Raw genomic sequence first — 25,142 nt, 5'->3', positions numbered from 1 at the left:
ATGCCGAAAAAGCCCCAAAGCGAGACCGAAGCCGATCTCACCGCGGTCTCCGCCCGCCGCCGGCCGCGCGCCGACATCATGGAGCTGGGCGGCCGCCGCCTCAAGCCGGCGACGCTGATGATGGGCCATGGTTTCGACCCGGCGCTGAGCGAAGGCTCTCTGAAACCGCCGATCTTCCTCACCTCCACCTTCGTGTTCGAGAATGCCGCCGCCGGGAAGCGCTTCTTCGAAGGGGTCACCGGCAAACGGCCCGGCGGCGCCGAAGGGCTGGTCTATTCGCGCTTCAACGGCCCCAATCAGGAGATATTGGAGGATCGCCTCGCCGTCTGGGAGGATGCGGAGGACGCGCTCACCTTCTCCTCCGGGATGGCGGCAATCGCGACGGTGATGCTGGCGCTGGTGCGCCCGGGCGACACCATCGTCCATTCCGGCCCGCTCTATGCGGCGACCGAGACGCTGATCGCGCGCATCCTCGGCCGGTTCGGCGTGCACTGGCTGGATTTCCCGGCCGGCGCCTCGGAAGCCGACATCGAGGCGGCGATCACCAAGGCCAAGGGCGCCGGCCGCGTCGCGCTGATCTATCTCGAAAGCCCGGCCAATCCGACCAACGTGCTGGTCGATGTCGAGGCGGTGGCGCGGGTGCGCGACCGCCATTTCCCGCAAGGCGGCGAGCGACCGCCCATCGTCATCGACAACACCTTCCTCGGCCCGCTCTGGCAGAAGCCGCTGGCGCATGGCGCCGACCTCGTCCTTTACAGCCTCACCAAATATGCCGGCGGCCATTCCGATCTGGTGGCAGGCGGCGTGACCGGCGCCAAGGCGGCGCTCGACCCGATCCGGGCGATGCGCAACACCATCGGCACGATCACCGACCCGCACTCGGCATGGATGCTGCTTCGCTCGCTGGAGACGCTGGAGCTGCGCATGAGCCGCGCCGGCGAGAATGCGGCCCGGGTGTGCGCCTGGCTGCGCGATCATCCCAAGGTGCAGCGCGTCGGCTATCTCGGCTTTCTCGAGGAAGGCTCGGCGCAGGCGGATATCTATCGCCGCCATTGCACCGGCGCCGGCTCGACCTTCTCGCTCTATCTCAAGGGCGGGGAGGCGGAGGCGTTCCGCTTCCTCGACGCGCTGAAGATCGCCAAGCTCGCCGTCAGCCTCGGCGGCACCGAGACGCTCGCCTCCCACCCCGCCGGCATGACGCACCTGTCCGTGCCGGACGCGCGCAAGCAGGCGCTCGACATCGGTGACAATCTCGTCCGCATCTCGATCGGCGTCGAGGATCCGGAGGATCTCATCGCCGATTTCCAGCAGGCGCTTGAAGCCGTCTGATCGGCGGCCGCAGCCGCCAGCCAGATCGCGCCATTTCCTCGTGCTGGGGCCCGCGCCGGGCGAAGGGCACGACATGCTCCGTCCGCCGGGCCCGCGCAGGCTCATGCTCATCACAGCCGGGCTTCATCCCTCGGCCCGATCGGTTATAGGGCCGTAACAGCAAGACAGGATGACATGCGGAATGTGGCTTCTCGACAAGATGCTCCGCAAGATCGTGAAAAACGGCGAGTTGATCGTTCACGAGGCCGGGGGAAAGATTCATCACTATGGCGCGCCCGATCCGGCGCGCGCGCCCGTCACCATCCGCTTCACCGATGCCGCGACTCCCAACCGCATTGCCCGCGATCCGCGGCTGGGCGCGGCGGAAGCGTGGATGGACGGGCGGATGACGGTGGACGGCGACGACATCCTCGGCCTCGTCGACCTGTTCCGCAGCAACGCCCAGTGGGACATGGCCGCCGACAGCGGATTGGAGGCGAGCGCCTTCAAGCGGCTGGTCCATCGTGCCACCCATGGCTGGGACCGGCTCAACTGGGAAAGCCGTTCGAAACGCAACGTCGCCCATCATTATGACCTCGATGACCGGCTCTACAGCCTGTTCCTCGATGTCGACCGGCAATATAGCTGCGCCTATTTCCGCGACGAGGATGTCAGCCTCGATCAGGCCCAGCTCGACAAGAAGGCCCACATCGCGGCCAAGCTGGCGCTCGCTCCGGGCCAGCGCGTGCTCGATATCGGCTGCGGCTGGGGCGGCATGGCGCTCTATCTCCACCGCGTCGCCGACGTCGACGTGCTCGGCGTCACCCTTTCCGAGGAACAGCTCAAGGTGGCGCGCGCCCGCGCCGAGGCGGCCGGCGTGGCGAGCCGCGTCAAGTTCGAGCTGATCGATTATCGCAACGTCACCGGCAAGTTCGACCGCATCGTCTCGGTCGGCATGTTCGAGCATGTCGGCCCGCCGCATTACGAGACCTTCTTCGCCAAGTGCCGCGAGCTGCTCGCCGACGAAGGCGTGATGCTGCTGCACACCATCGGCCGCATGGGCAAGCCCGGCACCACCGACCTGTTCACCAGCCGCTACATCTTCCCGGGCGGCTACAACCCGGCCCTGTCCGAGGTGATCAGCGCTTCGGAGAAGGTGAAGCTGATCGCGTCGGACATCGAGATGCTGCGCGTCCATTACGCGCTGACCATCCGCCACTGGTATGATCGCACCGTCGCCGCGCGGAAGGAAATCGAGGCGCTTTATGATGCACGCTTCTGGCGGATGTGGACCTTCTATCTGGCCGGCGCGATGACCGCGTTCAGCCGGGGGGGCCTGTGCAACTACCAGATCCAGTATATCCGCCGCCGCAACGCCGTGCCACTGACCCGCGATTATATCGGCGAGGCCGAGGCGGCGCTGCGCGCGAAGGCGCCGACGCCCTGACGCCTCGCCGCGCCCGATCTCACGACAGAAAAGAGGGAGAGAGAAGATGATTCGTTCCGCCGCCAAGGCGATCATTCTGGCAGCGCTCGCGGCGAGCTTCGCCCCGGCCGCCGCCCCGGCGCAGCCGGCCCCGCTCCAGGCGCGGCAGGCGCTGTATGAGCTGCGCGTCTATCACGCCGCGCCCGGCAAGCTCGCCGACCTCAACACGCGCTTCCGCGACCATACGCTGCGCCTGTTCCGTAAACATGGCATGACCAGCGTCGCCTATTGGAACGAGGCGCCGACCCCCGCCGATCCCAATGGCAAGGTGATCTATATCCTCGCCTATCCCGACATGGCGGCCCATGATGCCGACTGGAAGGCGTTCCGCGCCGATCCCGAGTGGCAGAAGGCGGCCGCCGCGTCGGAGGCCAACGGCAAGCTGGTGCTGAAGGTGGACAGCAGCTTCATGACGATGACGGACTATTCGCCGCCGCTGACGTTGGGGCGATGAACGAGGCGGCGGAGGGGCCGCCCGCCCTCCGTCACTTCACCAGCTTCTCGATCTTTTCCTGCAGCCCGGCGAGCTGGGCCTTGAGCGCGTCAAGCTCCGCGTCGCGATCGGCCGGGGCGCCGGCCGCGGGGGCCGCTGCATCGCCTACCTTCGGCTTGAACGCGCTGGAGGCGGCTTCGAACATTTCCATGTTGCGCTTGGCGATCTCGGCGAACGGGCCGCCGGAGAAGGCGCCTTCCATGGCCGAGCGGAACTGCGCCTGATTGCGGCGGAACGCATCCATGGACGCTTCGAGATATTGCGGCACCATCGACTGCATGGAGTCGCCATAGAGCGAGATCAGCTGGCGCAGGAAGCTGACCGGCAGCATCGTCTGCCCGCGATTTTCCTCGTCCATGATGATTTGGGTGAGGACATTATGTGTAATATCCTCGTCGGTGCGGGCATCGAGTACCTTGAAGTCCCGGCCGTCGCGGGTCATTTGCGCCAGGTGGTCAAGCGTGATGTAGCTCGAAGATTCCGTATTGTAGAGACGCCGGTTAGCATACTTCTTGATGATGACCGTGTCCGTGCCCGAGGTAGACTTCGCCATGGCGTTTCCCGTCAATGCCTGACGCCCGTGTAACACCGAAGCTTGCCGCACCGCAACACGGACCTCGTCCGCTCCCGTTATTTCTCCATATGTTGCGCAGCGAGACGTCCGGCGATGGCGAGCGCATGGCCGCAGCGCTCGCCGGGCTCGCTGCCTATCAGGCCGCGACCCGCACCGCACCACCGGCCGAGCCGCCCGTCGCCGCCGCGGTCGGCCGGGCGCGCCTGCTCGATTATGGCGGCGCGGGCGCCCCGCTGGTGGTGGTGCCGTCGCTGATCAATCCGCACACGATTCTCGACCTGACCGAGGAGGTGTCGCTGATGCGTTGGCTGGCGAGCCGGGGCGTGCGGCCGCTCTTGCTCGACTGGGGAATGCCGACGCCGCACGACCGCGGCCTTGACGTCGCCGGTCATGTCGAGGCGATGCTGCTGCCCCTGATCGACGCGCTGGGCGAGGCGCCGCTGCTCGCCGGCTATTGCCTGGGCGGGACGATGGCGCTGGCGGCGGCGGCGCTGCGCCCGGTGCGCGGGCTGGCGCTGATCGCGACGCCGTGGCGCTTTCACGGCTTCCCGGCCCGGACCCGCGCCGGCATCGCCGAGCTGTGGGAGGCCGCCCGCCCCCCCGCCGAGGCGATGGGCGTGCTGCCGATGGAAGTGCTCCAGGCCGGCTTCTGGCGAATCGATCCGCAGGGGACGATCGACAAATATGTCCGCTTCGGCCGCATGGCGCCGGGGTCCGAGGCCGCCCGTCGCTTCGTGGCGATGGAGGATTGGGCGAATGACGGCGCGCCGCTTACCCATGCCGCCGGCCGCGAGCTGATGGAGGATTTGATCGCCGCCGATCGCAGCGGCCGCCGGCGGTGGCGGGTGGCGGGCACGCCGATCGTGCCCGGCCGCATCACCGCGCCGATGCTCAACATCGTCTCGACCACCGATCGCATCGTGCCCGCCGCGACCGCCGTCCGCCGCGGCCGGCGCCTGACCCTCGGCCTCGGCCATGTCGGCATGATCGTCAGCCGCCGCGCGCGGCCGACGCTTTGGGAGCCGCTGGCCGCATGGCTTTTGCAACAGACAATGCCTAGATAAGCCGAACTATTCCCCAAGTCCGGAGTCCAGAATGACCGAAGTCGTGATCACCGCCGCCAAGCGCACGCCCGTCGGCAGCTTCCTCGGCGCGCTCGGCACGACGCCCGCCCATATCCTGGGCCAGGTGGCGATCGAGGCCGCGCTCGCCGAAGCCGGCGTCCGCCCGGAAGAGGTATCGGAAGTGATCCTCGGCCAGGTGCTGACCGCCGCGCAGGGCCAGAACCCGGCCCGGCAGGCGGCGATGGGCGCCGGCATCCCCAAGGAGGTCGTGGCGTGGAGCGTGCAACAGGTGTGCGGCTCGGGCCTGCGCTCCGTCGCCACCGCCGCCCAGGCGATCATCGCCGGCGATGCGTCGATCGTCGTCGCCGGCGGGCAGGAGAGCATGTCCCTCGCCCCCCACGCCCAGGCGCTGCGCGCCGGCCAGAAGATGGGCGCCGTCGAACTCGTCGACACGATGATCAAGGACGGCCTGATGGACGTGTTCAACGGCTATCACATGGGCGTCACCGCCGAAAACCTCGCCGAGGAATATCAGATCACCCGCGAGACGCAGGACGAGTTCGCCACCCGCTCGCAGAACAAGGCCGAGGCGGCCCGCCGCGAGGGCCGGTTCAAGGACGAGATCGCGCCCGTCACCGTGAAGGGCCGCAAGGGCGACACCGTCGTCGACCAGGACGAGTTCATCCGCGAGGGCGTGCTCGTCGCCTCGCTCGCCGGCCTGCGCCCGGCCTTCAAGAAGGACGGCACCGTCACCGCCGCCAACGCCTCCGGCCTCAATGACGGCGGCGCGGCGCTGGTGGTGATGAGCCGCGCCGAGGCCGAGCGCCGCGGCGCGCCGATCCTCGCCCGTATCGCCAGCTTCGCCTCGGTCGGCGTCGATCCTTCGATCATGGGCATCGGCCCGGTGCCGGCGAGCCGCAAGGCGCTGGAAAAGGCCGGCTGGTCGCTCGGCGATCTCGATCTGATCGAGGCCAACGAGGCCTTCGCCGCCCAGGCGCTGGCGGTCGGCAAGGAGCTGGGCTGGGATGCGGAGAAGGTCAACGTCAATGGCGGCGCCATCGCCATCGGCCACCCGATCGGCGCATCCGGCGCGCGCATCCTTACGACGCTGCTCCACGAGCTGAAGCGCCGCGACGGCAGGAAGGGCCTCGCCACCTTGTGCATCGGCGGCGGCATGGGCATCGCCATATGCGTCGAGCGCATCTGAACCGACTGGCTCCGCCGGCCCCTTCGCGAGGAGGAGCCGGCGGAGGGCCACGAACCTGACCGCGGGCGCGGATCGCAGGCATCCGCGGGCGGACGGCAATTGCCGGGCTCTTGTGCCCGGCTGAAGCCGCTCCTCAATATTCCACTGTCATCCGCATCGCCACGGCGATGGAGCGCCTGCGATCCTGTTCGCCGCCCGGGCTGAAAATCCACTGGAAGTCGGGCTGCAGCGTCAGGTGCGGGATGATCTGGTCGGAGAAGGTCACTTCCGCCGCGGTCTCGGCCTTGCGGACGCCGATGCCGTCGTCCGTGAGGTTGCGGCGATAGCCTTTCGACAGATAGCCCTGATTGGCGCCAATCGAAAACAGGCTGTTCGGACGGCCGGCGAGCGGGCGGTCGACCAGCAGGCCGGCCTGCCATCCGCCGCGAAACGGGGTGGTCTTGCCGTCCGAAACGCCGACGCGGGCGAAGGCCTGCATCGCCCATGGTCCGTCGCTGTCGTTGAGCGCATGCTGGACAATGGCATAGGCGCCGTGAGCATTGCGCCGGACCGGCGCGCCGCTCATGTCAACGGCGCGGATATCGTCCTGACGACGCGTATAGGTCCATAGGCCCAGCGCAACCTTGCTGCTCCCTTCGAGGCCGAATTCGCCGACGAGCAGGGCGCCGTTCCTGAACGACATGTCGACGCCATGGGCGTCGCCGATCGTGCTGGCATTGGCGTTGAGCGCGGCGAACCGCGCATAGCCCTGTTTGCCGAGCTTGGTGTCGATACGCACCGCCAACGCCGTCGACGGAAAGATGGACGGGCCGTTCGGTCCGGTCGCGGCGATTTCCGATCCCACGCCGAATGCCGGAGCGAGCAGCGCGCCCGCCGCCTCGTTGGTGTAGAATTCGCTGTTCAGATCATAAAGGCCGGCGCGCACCGTGCTGCGCTTGCCGACGGCCTGCTCCAGCCACACCTCGAAGACGCGCAGACGCTGGCTGGCGACCTCAATATTGTCGATGCCTTGCAGCGTGCCCGCGCGGGTGTTGGGCATGCCACCGAGATTGTTGAGCAGGTGCAGATGGGCGGTGCCTCCGTTCCACCCGATCAGGCGGGAGAGGTCTGCCGTCGCCGTCACGTCCAGATTATCGAGATAAAATGTCCTGTCGCGATAATCCTTCGCGAACACGCCTATAATGTCGGCAGTATAGGCCGCGCCGAGCACCACGGGCGGCTGCTGGGCCGCTTCGGGCGGTCCGGAAGGCTGCGCATTGGCCGCAGAGCCCGCTGCAAGCAGCGAGAGAACGCAATAACGCCATGACATATGCTGACCCGTGTTTGACCTTGCCCCCAAGGCTTTCAATAGTCGCGGTCAGGATAAGGGAACGTAAACTTCCCATTCTCTGAAAATTAAGCATCGGTGCTTACCCACGATCCGACAATTCTCAGGGGTGAGCCGGATGGTTACGTCCATTAATCGCATGACTTTTTCCGCTATCGCGTTGATGTTGCTGCTTGTCTTCGGCTCCGGCGCGGTCAGCCTCTGGGCAAGCAGGAATCAGGCGAGCGCCCTCGGCCACATGCAGGAGGCCTCCGCGCTGCTGCGCAATCATATGAACGCGGACATGATGCACGACGCGGTGCGCGCGGACGTGCTCAGCATCCTCGCCGCCGGACCGGGGAGCGGCACCGATCTTGCCGAGGGCCAGAAGGACCTTGCCGAGCATCTCGCCGCCCTTGAGAAGAGCATCAAGACCGACGAAGCCTATCAGAACTCCGTCGCAGTGCATGACGCCGCCGTCGCCGTGCAGCCGGCGGTGGAAGGCTATATCGCCGCCGCCCGCGAAATCGCCGGCAAGGCTACGGATAATCGCGCTGCGGCGCTCGCGATCCTCCCCCAGTTCATCGGCGAATTCCACCAGCTCGAAGGGGCGATGGACAAGGTTTCCGACGTCATCGAGAACCACACGGATGAAGTCCGCGCGAGCGCCGAAAGCATCAGCGGCACCGCGATCGTGCTGATCCTGCTGGGCATGCTTGCTTCGGCGGCGGTCGTCGGCGCGATCGGCGTCGCCTGTCGCCGCTTCCTGGTGGCGCCGCTGATCGGGCTGGTCGCGGTGCTGAAGCGCATGACCTCCGGCGACCTCGCCGCCGAGGTGCCCTGTGCGGCTCGCGGCGACGAACTGGGCCAGCTCGCCCAGGCGACGCTCGCCTTGCGCGATCAGCTGGCCGGCGCCGAGCGCGAGAAGGCCGCGCAGACCGCGCTGATCGTCGAGAACATCGGTGCCGGCCTGGATGCGCTCGCCAAGGGCGACCTGACGAGGCGCATCGACGCCGAGTTGACCGGCCCGTTCGCCAAGCTCAAGGCGGACTTCAACGGCGCGATGGATTCGGTTTCGCAGACGCTGGTCGCGGTGACCCACGCCACCGGCCAGATCCGCACCGGCTCCGGCGAGATCAGCCAGGCCTCCGACGATCTCTCCCGCCGCACCGAACAGCAGGCCGCCAGCCTGGAAGAGACGGCCGCGGCGATGAGCGAGATCACCGGCACGGTCCGAGAGACCGCCAGCGCCGCGACCCGCGCCAACTCCGCCGTGCTCGAAGCGCGCGGTGAGGCGGAAGAAGGCGGCCGCGTCGTGCATGAGGCGGTCGCCGCGATGGGCGGCATCGAGCGCTCGGCCCACGAGATCTCCGACATCATCTCGGTGATCGACGGCATCGCCTTCCAGACCAATTTGCTGGCGCTCAATGCCGGCGTCGAGGCGGCGCGGGCGGGCGATGCCGGCAAGGGCTTCGCGGTCGTCGCGTCGGAAGTACGCGCGCTCGCCCAGCGTTCGGCTGAGGCGGCCAAGGACGTCAAGACGCGGATCACCGTCTCGTCAGAGCAGGTCGAGGCGGGCGTGGCGCTGGTCGACAAGACCGGCAAGGCGCTGGAGCGGATCATCGCCCGTATCGGCGAGATCAGCGTCCTCGTCTCGACGATCGCCACCTCGGCGGAACAGCAGGCGTCCGGCCTTCAGCAGGTCAACACCGCCGTCGCCGAAATGGACAATGTCACCCAGCAGAACGCCGCGATGGTCGAGCAGGCGACAGCCGCGGCGCGCAGCCTGGCTGCCGAGGCGGACGACCTCGCCCGTCAGGTCGCCCGCTTCCGCACCGGTCAGGACGAGATCAATGCCAACCCCGTCCACCGCCTGCAGAACCGCGCCCGCGCCGCCCTGCCCGCGGCGCGCCCGGCTCCCGCGGTGAAGGGCAATCTTGCGGTGCAGGAGGATGACTGGTCGGAATTCTGAGCGGGGCCACCCGCCGGACGCGGCGACCCGGGCAGGAACTTATTGATATCATCCGGTTCTTTCAACTGGGTCGACTCACTCTACTGGGCAGGTTGCGGCGCGTGCGAATTCCGTTCGCATGCGTCGCGATCACCATGACCATGGCCACAGGTTCGGCCGTTTTGCGCCGATCGGCCCGGATTCGTGCTGAGCCGCGACGCGGGGCGGCTGGCCGCCATCGCCATGACGACGCTGGCGCTTGCCTATCTCGTCGTCAAATCCGCCTTCAGCCATGACGACCCGTCCGAATTTCCGATGTTCTGGGGGGTCGGCCGCGCGATGGCGGAAGGGATCAGTCCCTATTCGCCCCGCACGCCGCTGTTGATCGGCACTCTGCTTTCGATCGAGGATCCGGCGCCGTGGTTCTACCCACCGCAATGGTTCGTGATCCTGAGGCCCATTGGCTTGCTGCCGATGGATCGGGCGATCGAAGTCTGGCGGGCGATCAACGCGCTGCTGCTGGCCATCGCTGCGATGGCGCTGTCCCGCGCCTTGCCGCGCGCCGGGATCATGCTTCCCGAATGGGCAATGGCCCTGTTCCTGCTGTTCGCAACCTTCATCCAGGCGACGCCGGCGACATTGGCGATGGGCCAGTCATCGCTGCTGATCTTCGCCGGCTACTGCTTTTATGCACGCGGCCTGATCCTGTCAGAACGCGCCACCCTCGCCCTCGGCGTATTTCTGTTGCTGCTGAAGCCGCATTTCGGCGTAGCTGCGGCGATGGCGCTGGTGCTCGTGCCCGGCTGCGGCGGCGCGCTGTTCATCGCCGTCCTCGCCACGGGCGCCGCCGCGCTCCCGCAGTTCGTCCTCCACGGCTTCGCGCCGACTATTGTCGATTTCATCGGCAATATCCGGGCCTATGGCGGGCAGGCGCCCAACGCGCCCATCTACATGAACGGCCTCAGCCAGATCCTCAGCCGCTTCCTGCACGTCGGGGCATCGGGCATCGTGCTGCTGCCGCTGTGCGTCGCGGCGAGCATGGGAGCGGCGCTGGCGCTGCGTGCGCGCGTCGACGGGCGGGGCGCGATCGCCTTTGCGGTCATCGCCCTCGCCATGTTCTTCGTTCCGACGCATCCCTATGACATCATCGCATTCGCCCCGCTCGCCATTCTGGCCATGGCCTTTGACTGGCCGGTGCGCGCCGCCACGTGGCTCAGCATGGCAATCTGCCTGCGTCCTCGTCTGGTCTGGGATTTCCTCTCGCTCCCGGCGTTGCGCCCCGGGGGCGACACCACGCCGCAAAACATTCCGCTGACCGCGCTCATCCTGACCGTCGCCTGCACGCTGGCGCTGATCGCCGCGGCACTGGTGCTGCTGCGGCCGCCAGTCTCGGGTGCGCGGGCGCGATAGGGCGATGCGTCAGCGGCTCCCGTTCCAGGACATCGCCAGCGCGGCGTGCCTTGCGGTCGCGATCGCCTACCTCATCGCGAAATCGACCTTCTACGATGGCGAGGGCGGCGATTTCCTGTCCTACTGGACGGCCGGCCGGATCTGGGCGGACGGCGGCGATCCCTATTCGGGCCGCTTCATGTTCCTCGCCAGGCGATTATTTCCGGGCAGCAGTCTCGCCCATGCCGGGCCGCACGGCGCAGCGCCGTGGTTCTACCCGCCGCAATGGTGGCTCGTCGCCACGCCCGTGGCGTCGCTGCCCGCCGACGTCGCGCTTTGCGTCTGGCGCGCCGGCAATGCCCTGCTCCTCGTCCTCGCCTCCGTGGCGCTGGCCCGCGCCCTGCCCCGCGCCGGCGTCCCGCTGCCGGGCTGGGCGATGCCTGTGTTTCTCGTTGTGGCGGCGTTCATGACGCCGACGCCGATGGCGCTGGCGGCGGGGCAATCGTCCATCCTGATCTTTGCCGGCTATTGCCTTTACGCGCGCGGCCTGATGCTTTCCGAGCGCATCACCCTCGCCTTCGGCCTGTTCCTGCTGTTGCTGAAGCCGCCTTTCGGCGTGCCGGCTGCCGCCGCCCTGCTGCTCCTGCCTCATGGCCGGAGCGCGCTGGCGATCGCGGGCACTGCCACGCTGGTCGGCTGCCTGCCGCAATTCGCCGCGAACGGGGTTATGCCGACCATCCACGGCATGCTCGCCAACACCGCCAGCTACGGCACCTATCCCCCGAACGATCCGTTCATCCTGAGCGGGCTCAACCAGATCGTCGTCCACGCCTTTGGCGGCGGCGTCCCCGCCAGCGCGGCGCTACTGCCCTGCGTGGTGACGAGCATGGCGGCGGCGCTGCTCCTGCACGCGCGGAACGATGCCGGAGCAGAAGGAGGCGCGCTCACGCTCGTCCTCATCGCGCTGACCGTGTTTTTCATGCCGCTGCACGTCTATGACTTCGTGGCGATCGCGCCGATCGCCATCCTGGCGACGGCGTTCGATTGGCCGGTGCGCGTCGCGGCGTGGCTCGGCGTGGCGATTTGCCTGCGCCCCTATTTGCTGGCCGGCCTTCTGCCCGCCGCGCTTGGCAACGGCATCGCCATCATCCTCACCATTGCCAGCCTGCTGGCGCTGACCGCCGCGGCGCTGGCCTTGCGCGACACGCTGCCGCAGAAGGGATGAACGCTACTGAATCGGCCCGTCAGCGCGCCCCTGCACGAACTGATCCACATAGGGATTGCGGCTGTCATAGAGCCGATCGCACGGGCCGTGCCAGATGATCCGGCCCTGATAGAGCATCGCCACGCGATGGGCTATCTTGCGCGCCGAAGTCATGTCGTGAGTGATCGTCACCGCGGTCACGCCAAGCCCCTCGACGAGGCTGCGGATCAGATCGTTGATCACATCCGCCATGATCGGATCGAGCCCGGTGGTCGGCTCGTCGAAGAAGATGATCTGCGGGCGGGGCGCGATGGCACGGGCCAGCGACACGCGCTTCTGCATGCCGCCCGACAGCTCGCTCGGCCGGAGGTCGAGCACGTCCGCGCCAAGGCCGACCCGCTCCAGATTCTCCTCGGCCAGCCGCCGCATCCGGCCCGAATCCATCGCCCGTCCGCGCGTCAGGCCGAAGGTGACGTTGCGCCAGATGGGCAGCGAATCGAACAGCGCGCCGCCCTGGAACAACATGCCGAACTTGGCCTGCACCTCGCGCCGGGCACGGCCGCGCAGGTGCGTGGTGTCTTCGCCATCGATGCGGATGGTGCCGCCATCGGGCTGGATCAGGCCGAGGATGCATTTCAGCATCACCGACTTGCCGGTGCCCGAGCCGCCGATGATCGCCATCGATTCGCCCGGTTCGACGGCCAGCGTCACGCCGTCCAGCACCACCTTGTCGCCAAACGCCTTGGCGAGATCGTTGAGGGCGATCTTGGGCTCGGTCATCCGAACGCCAGCACGGTGAGCAGAAGGTTGGAGAAGAGGATGAGGATGAAGGCCGAGACCACGGCGTCGGTCGTCGCGCGCCCGACGCCGGCGGCGCCGCCGCGCGTGTGATAGCCGTGATAGCAGCCCATCAGCGCGATGAAGAAGCCGAACACCCCCGCCTTGACCTCGGAAGTGACGATATCGTCCCATTCCAGATATTGGCGGGTGACGTTGAGATAATTGGCGGCATTGAAACCGAGCTTCTCCACCGACAGCAGATAGCCGCCGAACAGCCCGATGGCGTTGGCGATCATCACCATCAGCGGCAGCGAAATCATCGCCGCCACCAGGCGCGGCGCGATCAGATATTGGAACGGGTCGGTGCGCAGCGTCGTCATCGCGTCGAGCTGCTCGGTAACGCGCATCGTGCCGATCTCGGCGGCCATCGCCGAGGCGACGCGGCCGGCGACCATCAGGCCGACAAGCACCGGCCCAAGCTCCCGCACCATGCCGAACACGACGATCGCCGGCACCGTCGATTGCGCGTTGAAGCGCGAGCCGCCGGTATAGATTTGCTGGGCGAGCGCCGCGCCGGTGAAGATCGCGGTGAGGCCGACGACCGGCAGCGAGAACCAGCCGATCTGGGCCATCTGCTCCAGATAGCGGGCCGGATAGTAAGGCGGGGCGAAGATGCTGATGATCGTGCGGCCGGCGAACATCGCGACGCGGCCGAGCGCGGCGAGCAGGCCGATCGCCAGCGCGCCGATCCGCGCCAGCAGGCGCACGGGGGGGGAAGTGGCGAACCCGCTCATGACCAGCGTCGCCCATAGCGGCGGCCAAGGCCGGTCAGCAACTCATATTGCGACAGACCGGATTGTTCGGCCGCCTCAGGGAGGGCATAGGCGATCTCCAGCCAGTCTCCCTCGCCCACCGTATCCGGCACGGCGACGGCGAGCAGGTCCATCGAGACGCGGCCGGCCACCGGGCATCGCACCCCGCCGGCCAGCGCATGGCCGCGGGAGGAGAAGCCGCGCAGATAGCCATCGGCATAGCCGATGTTGAGGACGGCGATCCGCGTCGGCCGCTCGGCCGTCCACGTCGCGCCATAGCCGACCGGCGTGCCGGCGTCCGCAGTACGGACCTGTAGCACCTGCGCCTCGATCCGCGCCACTTGCGCCAGACCCTCGGCCCCGGGCGCCGGCCGGCCGCCGTACAGGGCGAGGCCCGGCCGGGTGAGGTCGCAGGCATAATCGGCCCCGAGGAAGATGCCGGCCGAATTGGCAAGGCTCGTGCGGCGGGCGGGCACGCGCTCGCCAAGCGCCGCGAAGGCCGCGCGCTGGCTGGCGTTGAGCGGATGCGCAGGCTCGTCCGCGCAGGCGAGATGGCTCATCAGCGTTTCGATCGCGAGCCCGTCGAGCAGACCCGAAACCGCCTCCTCCGGGGTGAGGCCGAGCCGGTTCATGCCGGTATCGACCATCACGTCGCAGGCCCCGCCGCCCGCCACCTTCCAGCGCGCCACCTGCGCCGCCGAATTGAGGACCGGCCGATGCGGGCCCGCCAAGGCCAGCGCCATGTCCGCCTCGCGCACGCCATGGAGGACGGAGAGCACAGCACCGTCGGGCAACTGGCCGAGCGCCTCCGCCTCGCCCCAGGTGGCGACGAAGAAGTCGCGGCAGCCCGCCGCCGCCAGCCGCGCCACCACGTCGCGCGCGCCCAGCCCATAGCCGTCCGCCTTGACCGCGGCGCCGCAGGCGGCCGGGCCGCTCAGCCGCGCGAGCAGCCGCCAGTTCTGGACCAGCGCCCGCCCGTCGAGAGTGAGGCGCGCCGGCAATGCGTCAGGCGTCACTGTCGGCCGTCCCCCGGAACCCCTGGGCGATGACATACCATTCGGACGAATCCTTGCGGCTCGCCGGCGGCTTGGCGTGCTTGACGGTAGTGAAGTTGCGCTTGAGCCCGGCGACGAGCCCGCTGTCCGCCCCGCCGGCCAGCACCTTGGCGACGAAGGCGCCGCCCGGCCGCAGGATCTGGTTGGCGAAGTCGGCGGCTGCCTCGACCAGCGCCATGGTGCGCAAATGATCGGTCTGGGGATGGCCGACGGTGTTCGCCGCCATGTCGGACAGCACGAGATCAGCCTGGCCGCCGAGCGCCTCGGACAGCAGGTCGGGCGCGGCATCGGCCATGAAATCCATCTGGAGCAGGGTTACGCCCTCGATCGGCAGCGTCGGCAGCAGATCGATGCCGACCACGATCGCCTTGGGCCGCATCTTGCGCACCACCTGCGCCCAGCCGCCCGGCGCGACGCCGAGATCGACCACCCGCTCCACCCCGCGCAGCAGGCTGAAACGCTCGTCCAGCTCGGTCAGCTTATAGGCGGCGCGGCTGCGATAGCCCTCCGCCTTCGCCTTCTTGACATAAGGGTCGTTGAGCTGCCGTTCCAGCCAGCGGGTGGACGCAGCGGTGCGCCCCCGCGCGGTCTTGACGCGGGTGCGCCCGCCCGATCCGCCCCGGCTCATCCGCGGGTTTCCCGCGCCATCAGTGATCGCAAGATACCTTCCCTTATGCCGCGATCGGCGACGCCGAGGCGTTCGGCCGGCCAAATGTCCAGAATCGCCTCGAGGATGGCGCAGCCCGCCACCACCAGATCGGCGCGCTCCTGCCCGATGCACGACAGGGTGGCGCGCTCCGCCACCGACATCGCCGACAGCCGCGCGCTGATGTCGCGCATCGCCTCGGCCGGCACGATCAGCCCGTCCACCGCCCGGCGATCATAGGAAGCGAGGCCGAGATGGAGCGAGGCCAGCGTCGTCACCGTGCCGCTGGTGCCAAGCAGGCGTGGCGGCATCGCGTGTTCGGTGGGCAGCGTGGTGGCGAAGGTGGCGAAGCTTTCCGTCACCCGCGCCTTCATCCGCCGATAGGCGGCGAGGTGCGCGTCGCGGCCCTCGCGCGGACCCGCCTCGCTCTCGGTGAGGGAGACGACGCCCCACGGCGCGCTGTACCAGGAGCGGATCACCGGCTCGCCCTCGTCCGTATCGATGAGGATCAGCTCGGTCGACCCGCCGCCAATGTCGAAGATCAGCGCCGGCCCCTCGCCCTCCTCCAGCAGCGCCTGACAGCCGAGCACCGCCAGCCGCGCCTCCTCGGCCGGCGAGATGATGTCGAGCATGATACCGGTCTCGCGATAGACGCGCTCGACGAAGGCGCGGCCATTGGCCGCCCGCCGGCACGCCTCCGTCGCCACCGAGCGGACCAGCGAGACGTGGCGGCGGCGGAGCTTGTCGGCGCACACCGCCAGCGCCGAGACGCCGCGATCCATGGCCGCATCGGACAGGCGCCCGGTCGCCCCCAAGCCCTCACCAAGCCGTACGATGCGCGAGAAAGCGTCGACGATGACGAATCCCTCCGCCGTCGGCCGCGCGATCAGCAGCCGGCAATTGTTGGTGCCGAGATCCAGCGCGCCATAGGTGCGAGCCGCATTCTGCCGTGAGGGTGTCCGCCGCGAAGGGGGCGGGGATTGCGCGGTGCCGGTGGCGGCCGCGAATGTCGCGTCTGATCGCGCCATTTCGCCTGTCTTCTTCTATAATAGTCCCGGCGGGAAATTTCCGCCGCTGCTTGGCGACAAGCGTAACCGTTCGTTGCCGGGCTGGCAATCGCTGGGGAGGGCTCGCCATGCACAGCGCGTTGACAGGACCGGCGGCCGACTCTATCTGGCCGGCCTTGCTTTGGTGCCCCGTCGTCTAAAGGTAAGACTACGGACTCTGACTCCGTCAATCGAGGTTCGAATCCTCGCGGGGCATCCAATCCTTCGACCACCCGCTGATGCCCCCGGAAGCCGGGTCCGGCCGGCCCGGGTCGTTCCCGCATTCGCGCGGCCGCATCGGTTCGCACGGTGCTCAGGCGCCTCGGGACGCTTGATCCAGATCAGGCGAGACTGTCGAATTCGCATACAAGCATCGGCCGCCGATATTCCGGGAATCATGGTTAACAGCCAAATTTTCGAGTTGGCACGGCAGTTGCAGTACGAAGGCCCTCAACAGTTGGAGGGGTTATGAAGCATTACCTCGCGGCCGCTGCCGCCGCTCTTCTTGCCACCAGCGCGCATGCCGCAGACTTTTCGTTCACCGGCAGTTTCGTGAACGACAATGACAAGGCCGCATTCACCTTTACCGTCGGTGCCGCTTCGCAGGTCGTGCTGCGCAGCTGGTCCTATGCCGGCGGCGTCAACGCGGCCGGGCAGACGATCGCCCGCGGCGGCTTCGATCCGATCCTGTCGCTCTATGATTCGAGTGGCCAGCGCATCGGACAGAATGACGACGACGACACCGGCAACTCGATCGCCGACGCGGTCACCGGCTCGGTCTTCGACGTCTACCTCAGCAACCTCCTCACCCCGGGTGACTATACCGTCTACGTGACGCAGTATGACAATTTCGCGCCGGAAAACATTCCGGGCGCATTCCCGGCTGACGGCGATCCCGATTTCAGAAACGGCTTCGTCGACGTGAACGGCGACGTGCGCGACGGCCATTGGGCGTTCGACATCCTCAACGTGGACGTCGCCGCCGGCCCGGGTTCGGCCGTGCCCGAGCCCGCCAGCTGGGCGATGATGCTGGTTGGCTTCGGCCTGGTCGGCGCCGCAGCGCGCCGCCGGACGCCGGCGCGCCAGACGGCCTGAGCCTCGACACGCAAAAGCCCGGCGCCCTCACGGCGTCGGGCTTTCAGCCTCCTCTCGCCGTTCGAACAGGGTGAGCAGCTGCGAGACGCCATAGGGCTTGGTGAGGGTGCGCGCGCCGCGGAACCGTGGGTCGCTGATCGCCTCCCCATATCCGGTGGCGAACGCGAAATATATCTGCTGCGCGACTAGCCGGTCGGCGATCGGCGCGCTGGTTTCCGCCCCGAGATTGAAGTCGAGCAGGGCGAAATCGAAATCCTGCTGGTCGAGCGCGCGCTGCGCCTCGACGACGCTGCCTGCCGTCACCACCAGCGCGGCGCCGAGGGCGCGCAGCGCGTCCTCGCCGTCGAGCGCGATGATCATGCTGTCCTCGACGAGCAGCACCGTCTTGCCCTCCAGCGGGCGGCGATCGACCGGCAGCGCGCGGCGGGCGGGGCCGCTCAGCGCATCCGCCGCCACCCCGGCGACGTGGCGCGACGGCACGCAGAACCGCGCCTCCAGCCCGGCCAGCCGATAATTGACCTCGGCGGTGCCGCCAAGGTCATAGGGAATGGAGCGTTCGATGATCGTGCTGCCGAAGCCGCGCCGCGTCGGCGCGGTCACCGCCGGCCCGCCCCGCTCGGTCCATTCGAGCAACAGGCTGCCATCGGCATCGACCCGCCAGCCGACCCGCACCTCACCATTGTCGGAGAGGGCGCCATATTTGGCAGCGTTGGTCATCAGCTCGTGGATGACCAGCGCCAGCGTGCTGTAGGCGTTGGGCTGGAGGAGCACGTTGGCGCCCTCCAGCCGGATGCGATCGCGTTTGAGCCCGACATAGGCGCCGCTCTCGATCTCGATCAGGTCGACGAGCCGGGCCGGCCCCCAGCGATCCGAGGTGATCTGGTCATGCGCGCGGGCCAGCGCCTGGATGCGGTGATCGAGGGTGGAGATGAAATCCTCGACGGTGGTGGCGGTGCTCCGCGTCTGCGAGATCAGGCCGCGAATCAGCGACAGGATATTGCGGACCCGATGGTTCAGCTCGGCGATGAGCAGTTCCTGCCGCTCGTTGGCGCGCACCCGCTCCTGATCGGCGTTTTCGGAAAGGTGGATCAGCACCTCGATCATGCCGGTGCGCAGCGTCTCGGCGACGCGGCGCTCGGCCGCGGTGAAGCTGTTGCTGGTGCCCTTCACCAGTTCGGACCACGCCTCGAAGCTCTTGCGCGGGGTGAGGCGCGGGCCGTTCGGGCCATAGTCTACGGCCTTGTCCGGATTGCCCGCCCAACGCACCGAGCGTAGCCGCTCGCTGCGGAACAGCACGACATAATCACGCGGACTGCGCGAAACCGGAATGGCGATGAGGCCGGCGGCGATATCGGCATAGGCTGCCGCCTCGGGCACGATGTGCTGGATCGAGTCGGTGGAGAAAACGGTACTCGACGCGGTGCGGTTGAGCGCCTGGACAATCGCGCCGAACTGATCGGCCGTCGGCGTCAGCCCGGACAAGGCGACGCTGCCGTTGAGATAGACGGCAACGCCATCCGCAGGGATAGCGTCTGCGATGACCTCGCCAAGCCATTGGGCGTTGTCGAGGAGGTTGTTGTCCTGCGCGATCGTCGACATCAGGCGATCGACGATGGTGCGGGCGCGCGTTTCGTAATCCGCCGCCTCGCGCCGCTCGCGGCTTTCGAGCATCAGCGAGAACATCTGGCCGAACAACTCGGCGGCGGTGCGCGCGGCGAAGCTCGGCAGGCGCGGCGCATAATGATGGCAGGCGAACAGCCCCCATAATTTGCCGCCGACGATGATCGAGATGGAGAGGGACGCCCCCACCCCCATGTTGCGCAGATATTCGATGTGGATCGGCGATACCGCGCGCAGCACCGACAGCGACTGATCGAGCGCGACTCCGCGCGGATCGAGCTGCGGCGTGATCGGCACCGGCGTCGCGCCGACATCGGCGATGACCCGGAAGACGTTGCGCAGGTAAAGCCTGCGGGCCTGGGCGGGAATGTCGCTGGCCGGATAATGCAGGCCCATGAAGCTGTCGACGCCGGGCCGCAGAGCCTCGGCGACGACCTCGCCCGACTGCTGCTCGTCGAAACGATAGACCATCACCCGATCGAAGCCGGTGATCGCCCGCACCTGCCGCGCGCCTTCGCGCAGGAAGGAGGACATCTGCTCGGTCTGGTCGAGACGGCTGACCATCGCACGGACCATCGCCGCCGCCTCGACGCTCTCCTCGGCGGCCGGCTCGGCCTCGATGACGATGAGGCCGGAGGCCATGTGAACGGCGATGTCGAACGCCGGCCGGCCCTCGAACAGAATGTGGTTGAACAGCCGCTCCACGCCGTCCGGCCCGCGCAACATGGTCAGGCGGTTGCGAATGGCGTGCAACGCATGATGGGTGACGATGTCGGCGATCGGCTTGCCGAGCAAATCACCGGGAGCGCGGCCGCTGAATTGCTCGACATTGGCCGAGACGCGCGAAACCATCCAGTCCGCCGTCACCGCCATCAGGAAGCCGAACGGCTGGATGATGCCGAGGACATGGATCGGCTCGCGATCGCAATTGGTCAGGTCGACCTGGAAATCGAGCTCGTCGTCAGCCATGGGTGCGCGCCTCGTCCGCGGCACGGCGATAGGCGGCGAACACCGACCTTGCGCTGGCGATCGCCGCGCGGCGCCAGCTTTCGTCCACGGCCGCCGCGTCCATCGCCGCGAGGAAGCGCCGCCACGCGCCGCCGCGATGCACTGCGGACAGATAGGCGGCCGGCAGCCCGGCGCCGACCCTGCGCGACAGGACGGCGCCGCCCAGCCGCGATCCCTCGACGACATAGATCGCCCCCCAGCGCGCCGCGCCGTGCATCGCGGCCGCGGGCACGAGCGGCGCAGGCATGTCCGCGCCGAGGGCGGCGAGGTCGTCGGCGAGCGCCGCCGTGCGCTGCTCCCAGCCCGGCATCAACGCCGCCGGCGCCAAAGCCGCCTCAAAACCGGGCAGGACCAGCGAATGCGCGGTGAGGAATTGCCGGTAGCTGTCTGCATCGGCCAGATCGAACCGGCCGAACCGATCGTCCACCGCCTCATGATCGGCACGCGTATCGGCGCGTAGTCGGTGATGGAAGGCGCCGGCCGGTGCCGCTTCCGCCGTTTGCATGACCGATGATGCCGCCATCAACCCCGGCTAGACGCTGGCCACGTCGATGTAAACTCGCCAGACCTTGACCTGGATTAGTCTGGTTGCTCCAATCGCCCTGATGCGTTGAGTTCGGGGCAGCCTGCCAGATAACGGCCTGCGGGATGGATCGAGCAGCGATACGAAGACGATGATGTCCGCGATTTCGCCGCGTCGCGCGCTTTTCCTGTCGCCTCTGACATGCGCGAAACGGTGGCGGGCGGCGCGCCTGATCGCGGGGCGCGCCTCACCGAGACGGGCTGCGAGGTGCTGCGCCTGCTCGATCGCGATTATGTTGTCACCGACAGGTTCCCGGACTCTATTCGTCAGCGTCCGCGGCCATTATTGAACAAGAGAATCGTGGAAAATCCGAAGATCGTTCATATATATCGGCGTATATAGCCGAACTTCTTCCAGCTCCCTTGGCCCGGTGCACCGCGCTTTGTTCGCGGACTTGCGGTTCCCGGCTTGCCGTCATACTATCCCCGATAGATGGCGCCGGAGAGCGTCAGATTCAGATCAGGCGCGCCCGCGCGCGCCGAAGGGGGGACATGAAGGGCACTCTTCAGGTCAACGGCGTCGCCCACGATGTGGAGGCGCCTGACGACATGCCGTTGCTATGGGTGCTGCGCGACATGCTGGGCATGACGGGCACCAAATATGGCTGCGGCATCGCCCAATGCGGCGCCTGCACCGTCCATCTCGACGGCAAGCCGGTTCGCTCCTGCCTGCTGCCGGTCAGCGCGGTCGGCGACAAGCCGGTGGTAACGATCGAGGGCGTGGGCACGACGCCGGCCGGCGCCAAGGCGCAGAAGGCCTGGATCGAGCTTGACGTGCCGCAATGCGGCTATTGCCAGTCGGGCCAGATCATGTCGGCCTCGGCGCTGCTCGCCAATACTCCCGCCCCCACCGACGCCGACATCGACGCGGCGATGGCCGGCAATATCTGCCGCTGCGGCACCTATCTTCGCATACGCGCCGCGATCAAGCGCGCCGCCGGAACGCAGGCCTGATCATGGCGACCAGCATCGACACATCGCGCCGTGGCTTCCTCAAGGTCTCGGCGGCGGCCGGCGGCGGCCTGCTGCTCGGCTTCGAGCTGCTTCAGGATGGCGCCGAGGCGGCCAGCGCGTTCGCGCCCAACGCCTTCATCCGCATCGATCCCAAAGGGATCGTGACGCTGATCATGCCCCAGCAGGAAATGGGGCAAGGCACCCATACCGGCCATTCCCAGCTGCTCGCCGAGGAACTGGACGTGGCGATGAGCCAGGTGGTGCTGGAACAGGCGCCGCCCAACGACATGCTCTATGGCGGACCGAAGGCGCCGCCCGAGCGGCGCCGCCAGTCGACCGGCGGCTCCAGCTCGTTCCGCAACGGCTTCTACATCTCGCTGCGCCAGGCCGGCGCCAATGCCCGCGCGATCCTGGTGACGGCGGCGGCGCGGCTGTGGAAGGTGGATCCGGCGACGCTGCGCACGTCGGACGGCGTCGTCTATCACGACCCCAGCGGCCGCCAGATCGGCTATGGCGAATTGAGCCCGCGGGCGGGCGCGATCACCCTCCCCACCGACGCGCCGCTCAAGGCGGACAAGGATTTCAAGCTGATCGGCAAGCCGGTGCACCGGCTGGACGTGCCCGCCAAGACCAACGGCTCGGTGACCTACGGCATCGACGTGATGGCCGGCAAGGTGCCGGTCGCCGCGGTGCTGCAAGCGCCGGTGGTCGGCGGTAAGGTCGCGGCCGTTGACGATGCGGCGGCCAGGGCCATCCCCGGCGTCAAGCAGATCGTCGTGCTCGACGATCTCGTCGCGGTCGTCGCCGACAATACGTGGCTGGCATTCAAGGGGCTGAAGGCGCTCGGCGTCACCTGGAACGACGGGCCGAACGGCCGGCTCGGCCAGGCCGACATCGTCCGCGACCTGCGCGAAAAAACCTCCAAGCCCGGCGTATCGGCGAAGAACGAGGGCGATATCGACAAGGCCTTCGGGTCGGGCGACCGCATCGACGTCGCCTATGAGATGCCGTTCCTCGCCCATTCGCCGATGGAGCCGCTGAACTGCACGGTGCATGTGCAGGGCAAGACCGCCGAAATCTGGGTCGGCACGCAGGTGCAGACCGGCGCGCAGAAGGCCGCCGCCAAGGTGCTCGACGTCGATCCCAAGGCGGTGACGCTGACCAATTTTATGCTCGGCGGCGGCTTTGGACGGCGCCTCGACACGGACATGGTCACCAACGCGGTGCGCGTGGCCCAGCAGGTGTCGGGGCCGGTCAAGGTGATGTGGTCGCGCGAGGAGGACACACGTCACGACACGGTGCGCCCCTATTACCGCAACGTCATGGCCGCCACGTTGAAGGACGGCCGCATCGACGCATGGCTGCATCGCATCTCCGGCGGGTCGGTGCCGGTACGCATGTCGGGCAAGCCGCCCAAGGATGGGCTGGACGGCTCGACGATCGATGGCGCGGACGAGATTCCCTATGAGATCCCGAACCTGCGCGTCGAATATGTGCAGTGCGAGCCGGGTGCCGTGAATGTCGGCTGGTGGCGCGGCGTCGGCCCCAACAACTCGCTGTTCGCGGTGGAGAGCCTGATCGACGAGCTGGCCAGGAAGGCCGGCAAGGATCCGCTCGAATTCCGCCTTGCCCACCTCCAGAAATCGCCGCGCGCGGCCGGGGTGCTCCGGCTGGCGGCGGACAAGGCCGGATGGAGCGGCCCGCTGGAGGGCAAGGCCGGTCGCGGCATCGCGATGATCAACGCCTTCGGCTCCTTCTGCGCGGCGGTGTGCGAGGCGGAGGTCAACGCGGACGGCGACGTCCGGGTGCGGCGGATGGTGGTGGCGGTGGATGCCGGCAAGGTCGTCAATCCTGACGGCATCACCTCCCAGGTCGAAGGCGGCGTGGTCTTCGCGCTGACCTCGGCTTTCTGGGGCAACATCACGGTCGCCAATGGCCGTATCCAGCAGAGCAATTTCCACGATTACCGCATGATGCGCATCCACGAGGCGCCGCCGGTGGAGGTCCATATCGTGCCAAGCAACGAGGACCCGGGGGGGATTGGCGAGCCCGGCGTGACGGTGAGCACGCCGGCGCTCGTCAATGCCATCGCGGCCGCCACCGGAATCCGGCTGCGGACCATGCCGATCGATCGTGAAATCCTTGCCGGCAGGAAGGACAACGCATGAGCGGGAAGATCCTTCGCATCGCCGCGATCGGCGGTGCCGCCATTGTCGCCATTGCCGCCGCGGTCGGCGGCTGGACGGTGCTCGGCCCGGGCCCGATGGCCTTCGCCAAGGGCGGCACGGTCGAACTTGCCGCCTATAAAGGCCCGAGCCCGACCGGCGTGCCGGCCGCGCTACGCTCGGCGAGCCTCGTCAAGCGGGGCGAATATCTCGCCCGCGCCGCCGATTGCGCGGTGTGCCATACGGTTCCGGGCGGGCAGCCCTATGCCGGCGGCTTCGCCTTCAACATGCCGTTCGGCGCAATCTATTCGACCAACATCACCCCGGACAAGGAAACCGGCATCGGCAATTATACCGATGCGCAGTTCCTCGACGCGGTGCGCAAGGGCATCCGCCCGGACGGAACGCGCCTTTATCCGGCGATGCCGTTCGGCTCCTACACCTACATGACGGATGAGGACGCGCTGGCGATCAAGGCCTATCTGATGAGCCTGCCGCCCGTGAAATCCCCGCCGCGGGCGAACACGCTCGGCTGGCCCTATAACCAGCGCGCCCTGCTCGGCCTGTGGTCGGCGGCGTTCAGCCCGAACAAAAGGTTCGAGCCGAACCCCGAACAGAGCCCGGAATGGAATCGCGGCGCCTATCTCGCCGAGGCGATGGCCCATTGCGGCGAGTGCCACACGCCGCGCAACATCGGCCTTGCCCTCAACAACCGGCAGAAATTCGCCGGTGCAACCAATGCCGGCTGGCGCGCGCACAATATCAGCAGCGATGGCGATAGCGGCATCGGCAACTGGAAGACCGAGGATCTCACCGCCTATCTGTCGACGGGCTTCGCCAACAGCCACGGCGTCGCCTCCGGCCCGATGGGCGAGGTGGTGGACTATAGCCTGCGCTACCTGACGCCGGACGATCTCAAGGCGCTGGTGACCTATATCCGCTCCGTTCCGGCAGTGGCCGGGGATCTGCCGAACCGGGTGCTGACGGCGGCGCCGGCCTCCTACAAGGCCGGGCCTGCGGCGACGCTGGCAGGCAGCGGCGACCGGGCCGGCGAACGCATCTTCGCCGGGGCCTGCGCGGGTTGCCACGACTGGACGGGCGTCAGCCCGCTGTCGCCGGCGGCGACGCTGACCGGAACGCGCTCGATCAACGATCCGGGTGCGACCAACGTCGCCCAGGTCGTCATCGCCGGCGTCCACCGTCAGGTGCCCCAGGACATATTGACGATGCCGGCATTCGGTCACAGCCTGAATGACAAGGAAGTCGCGGCGGTCGCCAACTATGTCACGGCCCGCTTCGGCGCCCAGGGCTCGCGCCTCACCGAGGCCGATGTCCGCAAATTGCGCTCGCAGGCCGCCCAGCAATAGGGCGGCCCGCGCCCGATGTTGGAAGGCTGA

At 67.9% G+C, this 25,142-nt stretch carries 22 protein-coding genes and 1 tRNA gene; 14 read left to right on the top strand and 9 right to left on the bottom strand.

Going from position 1 to position 25,142, the window contains the following annotated elements; all coding sequences use genetic code 11:
• The 3 genes from KOF26_RS15490 (at position 1) to KOF26_RS15480 (ending at position 3,248) form a co-directional block, all read left to right on the top strand.
• Positions 1–1,329: a cystathionine gamma-synthase family protein gene (locus tag KOF26_RS15490; protein ID WP_216327095.1), complete on the top strand. Its 1,329-nt coding sequence runs from the start codon at positions 1–3 to the stop codon at positions 1,327–1,329.
• Between the two features lie 181 nt (positions 1,330–1,510).
• Positions 1,511–2,755, top strand: a complete 1,245-nt coding sequence (locus KOF26_RS15485; RefSeq protein WP_216327093.1) for an SAM-dependent methyltransferase — start codon at positions 1,511–1,513, stop codon at positions 2,753–2,755.
• A gap of 46 nt (positions 2,756–2,801) precedes the next feature.
• Positions 2,802–3,248 (top strand): NIPSNAP family protein, encoded by a 447-nt coding sequence (locus KOF26_RS15480; protein ID WP_216327090.1) that lies wholly within the window; start codon positions 2,802–2,804, stop codon positions 3,246–3,248.
• 31 nt (positions 3,249–3,279) lie between these two features.
• On the opposite strand, the gene phaR is transcribed toward KOF26_RS15480, so the two are convergent.
• The gene (gene phaR, locus KOF26_RS15475) at positions 3,280–3,840 is read right to left on the bottom strand and encodes a polyhydroxyalkanoate synthesis repressor PhaR (RefSeq protein WP_216327438.1); all 561 of its coding nucleotides are present in this window, start codon (positions 3,838–3,840) and stop codon (positions 3,280–3,282) included.
• Between the two features lie 89 nt (positions 3,841–3,929).
• On the opposite strand from phaR, the gene KOF26_RS15470 reads away from it, so the two are divergent.
• Together KOF26_RS15470 and KOF26_RS15465 are read left to right on the top strand one after the other, a co-directional pair.
• Positions 3,930–4,925, top strand: a complete 996-nt coding sequence (locus tag KOF26_RS15470) for an alpha/beta fold hydrolase (RefSeq protein ID WP_216327087.1) — start codon at positions 3,930–3,932, stop codon at positions 4,923–4,925.
• A 31-nt stretch (positions 4,926–4,956) separates the two neighbouring features.
• Positions 4,957–6,132, top strand: a complete 1,176-nt coding sequence (locus KOF26_RS15465; protein ID WP_216327086.1) for an acetyl-CoA C-acetyltransferase — start codon at positions 4,957–4,959, stop codon at positions 6,130–6,132.
• Positions 6,133–6,265: 133 nt separating this feature from the next.
• Here KOF26_RS15465 and KOF26_RS15460 read toward each other — a convergent pair whose 3' ends face one another.
• Entirely contained in the window at positions 6,266–7,441 is a 1,176-nt protein-coding gene (locus KOF26_RS15460) for a carbohydrate porin (protein WP_216327083.1), read from the bottom strand.
• Between the two features lie 181 nt (positions 7,442–7,622).
• Here KOF26_RS15460 and KOF26_RS15455 point away from each other — a divergent pair, with 181 nt between their 5' ends.
• The 3 genes from KOF26_RS15455 to KOF26_RS15445 all read left to right on the top strand — a co-directional run bounded on the left by KOF26_RS15455 (position 7,623) and on the right by KOF26_RS15445 (position 12,003).
• Positions 7,623–9,410: a methyl-accepting chemotaxis protein gene (locus KOF26_RS15455; protein ID WP_216327081.1), complete on the top strand. Its 1,788-nt coding sequence runs from the start codon at positions 7,623–7,625 to the stop codon at positions 9,408–9,410.
• 183 nt (positions 9,411–9,593) lie between these two features.
• The gene (locus KOF26_RS15450; protein ID WP_216327069.1) at positions 9,594–10,799 is read left to right on the top strand and encodes a glycosyltransferase 87 family protein; all 1,206 of its coding nucleotides are present in this window, start codon (positions 9,594–9,596) and stop codon (positions 10,797–10,799) included.
• Between the two features lie 4 nt (positions 10,800–10,803).
• Positions 10,804–12,003: a glycosyltransferase 87 family protein gene (locus KOF26_RS15445; protein WP_216327067.1), complete on the top strand. Its 1,200-nt coding sequence runs from the start codon at positions 10,804–10,806 to the stop codon at positions 12,001–12,003.
• A gap of 3 nt (positions 12,004–12,006) precedes the next feature.
• Here KOF26_RS15445 and KOF26_RS15440 read toward each other — a convergent pair whose 3' ends face one another.
• From KOF26_RS15440 to KOF26_RS15420, 5 genes are read right to left on the bottom strand one after another with little or no spacing between them, the layout of a single operon-like run.
• Positions 12,007–12,762: an ABC transporter ATP-binding protein gene (locus KOF26_RS15440; RefSeq protein ID WP_216327064.1), complete on the bottom strand. Its 756-nt coding sequence runs from the start codon at positions 12,760–12,762 to the stop codon at positions 12,007–12,009.
• On the bottom strand, positions 12,759–13,556 hold the full coding sequence (locus KOF26_RS15435) for an MlaE family ABC transporter permease (RefSeq protein WP_216327061.1): 798 nt from the start codon (positions 13,554–13,556) through the stop codon (positions 12,759–12,761). The genes KOF26_RS15440 and KOF26_RS15435 overlap by 4 nt, the downstream gene beginning before the upstream one ends.
• The gene (gene alr, locus KOF26_RS15430; protein ID WP_363182273.1) at positions 13,553–14,590 is read right to left on the bottom strand and encodes an alanine racemase; all 1,038 of its coding nucleotides are present in this window, start codon (positions 14,588–14,590) and stop codon (positions 13,553–13,555) included. Before alr ends, KOF26_RS15435 begins: the two co-directional genes overlap by 4 nt.
• Positions 14,580–15,257 carry an RlmE family RNA methyltransferase gene (locus KOF26_RS15425; protein ID WP_216327055.1) on the bottom strand — a complete coding sequence of 226 codons (678 nt, stop codon included), beginning with the start codon at positions 15,255–15,257 and terminating at the stop codon, positions 14,580–14,582. The genes alr and KOF26_RS15425 overlap by 11 nt, the downstream gene beginning before the upstream one ends.
• Complete coding sequence (locus tag KOF26_RS15420) at positions 15,254–16,303, bottom strand: Ppx/GppA phosphatase family protein (RefSeq protein ID WP_216327053.1); 1,050 nt, start codon at positions 16,301–16,303, stop codon at positions 15,254–15,256. Before KOF26_RS15420 ends, KOF26_RS15425 begins: the two co-directional genes overlap by 4 nt.
• A gap of 164 nt (positions 16,304–16,467) precedes the next feature.
• On the opposite strand from KOF26_RS15420, the gene KOF26_RS15415 reads away from it, so the two are divergent.
• Both KOF26_RS15415 and KOF26_RS15410 read left to right on the top strand, forming a co-directional pair.
• Positions 16,468–16,541: transfer RNA gene (locus tag KOF26_RS15415), tRNA-Gln, on the top strand.
• Between the two features lie 248 nt (positions 16,542–16,789).
• A complete protein-coding gene (locus KOF26_RS15410) occupies positions 16,790–17,416 on the top strand; it encodes a DVUA0089 family protein (protein ID WP_216327050.1) in 627 nt (208 codons plus the stop codon).
• Positions 17,417–17,443: 27 nt separating this feature from the next.
• On the opposite strand, the gene KOF26_RS15405 is transcribed toward KOF26_RS15410, so the two are convergent.
• Together KOF26_RS15405 and KOF26_RS15400 are read right to left on the bottom strand one after the other, a co-directional pair.
• Positions 17,444–20,005, bottom strand: a complete 2,562-nt coding sequence (locus KOF26_RS15405) for an HWE histidine kinase domain-containing protein (RefSeq protein WP_216327047.1) — start codon at positions 20,003–20,005, stop codon at positions 17,444–17,446.
• Complete coding sequence (locus KOF26_RS15400; RefSeq protein ID WP_216327043.1) at positions 19,998–20,549, bottom strand: biliverdin-producing heme oxygenase; 552 nt, start codon at positions 20,547–20,549, stop codon at positions 19,998–20,000. Before KOF26_RS15400 ends, KOF26_RS15405 begins: the two co-directional genes overlap by 8 nt.
• Before the next feature lie 219 nt (positions 20,550–20,768).
• On the opposite strand from KOF26_RS15400, the gene KOF26_RS15395 reads away from it, so the two are divergent.
• The 4 genes from KOF26_RS15395 (at position 20,769) to KOF26_RS15380 (ending at position 25,112) form a co-directional block, all read left to right on the top strand.
• Positions 20,769–20,969 (top strand): hypothetical protein, encoded by a 201-nt coding sequence (locus tag KOF26_RS15395; protein WP_216327040.1) that lies wholly within the window; start codon positions 20,769–20,771, stop codon positions 20,967–20,969.
• A 149-nt stretch (positions 20,970–21,118) separates the two neighbouring features.
• On the top strand, positions 21,119–21,580 hold the full coding sequence (locus tag KOF26_RS15390) for a (2Fe-2S)-binding protein (RefSeq protein ID WP_216327037.1): 462 nt from the start codon (positions 21,119–21,121) through the stop codon (positions 21,578–21,580).
• Positions 21,581–21,582: 2 nt separating this feature from the next.
• The gene (locus KOF26_RS15385) at positions 21,583–23,748 is read left to right on the top strand and encodes a xanthine dehydrogenase family protein molybdopterin-binding subunit (RefSeq protein WP_216327035.1); all 2,166 of its coding nucleotides are present in this window, start codon (positions 21,583–21,585) and stop codon (positions 23,746–23,748) included.
• On the top strand, positions 23,745–25,112 hold the full coding sequence (locus KOF26_RS15380; RefSeq protein WP_216327024.1) for a cytochrome c: 1,368 nt from the start codon (positions 23,745–23,747) through the stop codon (positions 25,110–25,112). The genes KOF26_RS15385 and KOF26_RS15380 overlap by 4 nt, the downstream gene beginning before the upstream one ends.
• The last annotated feature ends 30 nt before the right edge of the window (positions 25,113–25,142 follow it).

The sequence above is a fragment of the Sphingomonas quercus genome, assembly GCF_018863195.1.
Classification (GTDB): Bacteria; Pseudomonadota; Alphaproteobacteria; order Sphingomonadales; family Sphingomonadaceae; genus Solisphingomonas; species Solisphingomonas quercus.
This window is presented reverse-complemented; position numbering and strand designations above follow the sequence as displayed.

Coding starts and splice junctions, on each gene's coding strand:
- KOF26_RS15420 (WP_216327053.1), bottom strand. CDS start 16,303: ATGGCGCGATCAGACGCGACATTCGCGGCCGCCACCGGCACCGCGCAA.
- KOF26_RS15470 (WP_216327087.1), top strand. CDS start 3,930: ATGTTGCGCAGCGAGACGTCCGGCGATGGCGAGCGCATGGCCGCAGCG.
- KOF26_RS15400 (WP_216327043.1), bottom strand. CDS start 20,549: ATGCAAACGGCGGAAGCGGCACCGGCCGGCGCCTTCCATCACCGACTA.
- KOF26_RS15405 (WP_216327047.1), bottom strand. CDS start 20,005: ATGGCTGACGACGAGCTCGATTTCCAGGTCGACCTGACCAATTGCGAT.
- KOF26_RS15425 (WP_216327055.1), bottom strand. CDS start 15,257: ATGAGCCGGGGCGGATCGGGCGGGCGCACCCGCGTCAAGACCGCGCGG.
- KOF26_RS15410 (WP_216327050.1), top strand. CDS start 16,790: ATGAAGCATTACCTCGCGGCCGCTGCCGCCGCTCTTCTTGCCACCAGC.
- KOF26_RS15485 (WP_216327093.1), top strand. CDS start 1,511: ATGTGGCTTCTCGACAAGATGCTCCGCAAGATCGTGAAAAACGGCGAG.
- KOF26_RS15465 (WP_216327086.1), top strand. CDS start 4,957: ATGACCGAAGTCGTGATCACCGCCGCCAAGCGCACGCCCGTCGGCAGC.
- KOF26_RS15445 (WP_216327067.1), top strand. CDS start 10,804: ATGCGTCAGCGGCTCCCGTTCCAGGACATCGCCAGCGCGGCGTGCCTT.
- KOF26_RS15455 (WP_216327081.1), top strand. CDS start 7,623: ATGTTGCTGCTTGTCTTCGGCTCCGGCGCGGTCAGCCTCTGGGCAAGC.
- phaR (WP_216327438.1), bottom strand. CDS start 3,840: ATGGCGAAGTCTACCTCGGGCACGGACACGGTCATCATCAAGAAGTAT.
- KOF26_RS15460 (WP_216327083.1), bottom strand. CDS start 7,441: ATGTCATGGCGTTATTGCGTTCTCTCGCTGCTTGCAGCGGGCTCTGCG.
- KOF26_RS15490 (WP_216327095.1), top strand. CDS start 1: ATGCCGAAAAAGCCCCAAAGCGAGACCGAAGCCGATCTCACCGCGGTC.
- KOF26_RS15435 (WP_216327061.1), bottom strand. CDS start 13,556: ATGAGCGGGTTCGCCACTTCCCCCCCCGTGCGCCTGCTGGCGCGGATC.
- KOF26_RS15380 (WP_216327024.1), top strand. CDS start 23,745: ATGAGCGGGAAGATCCTTCGCATCGCCGCGATCGGCGGTGCCGCCATT.
- KOF26_RS15390 (WP_216327037.1), top strand. CDS start 21,119: ATGAAGGGCACTCTTCAGGTCAACGGCGTCGCCCACGATGTGGAGGCG.
- KOF26_RS15480 (WP_216327090.1), top strand. CDS start 2,802: ATGATTCGTTCCGCCGCCAAGGCGATCATTCTGGCAGCGCTCGCGGCG.
- KOF26_RS15440 (WP_216327064.1), bottom strand. CDS start 12,762: ATGACCGAGCCCAAGATCGCCCTCAACGATCTCGCCAAGGCGTTTGGC.
- KOF26_RS15395 (WP_216327040.1), top strand. CDS start 20,769: ATGCGCGAAACGGTGGCGGGCGGCGCGCCTGATCGCGGGGCGCGCCTC.
- KOF26_RS15385 (WP_216327035.1), top strand. CDS start 21,583: ATGGCGACCAGCATCGACACATCGCGCCGTGGCTTCCTCAAGGTCTCG.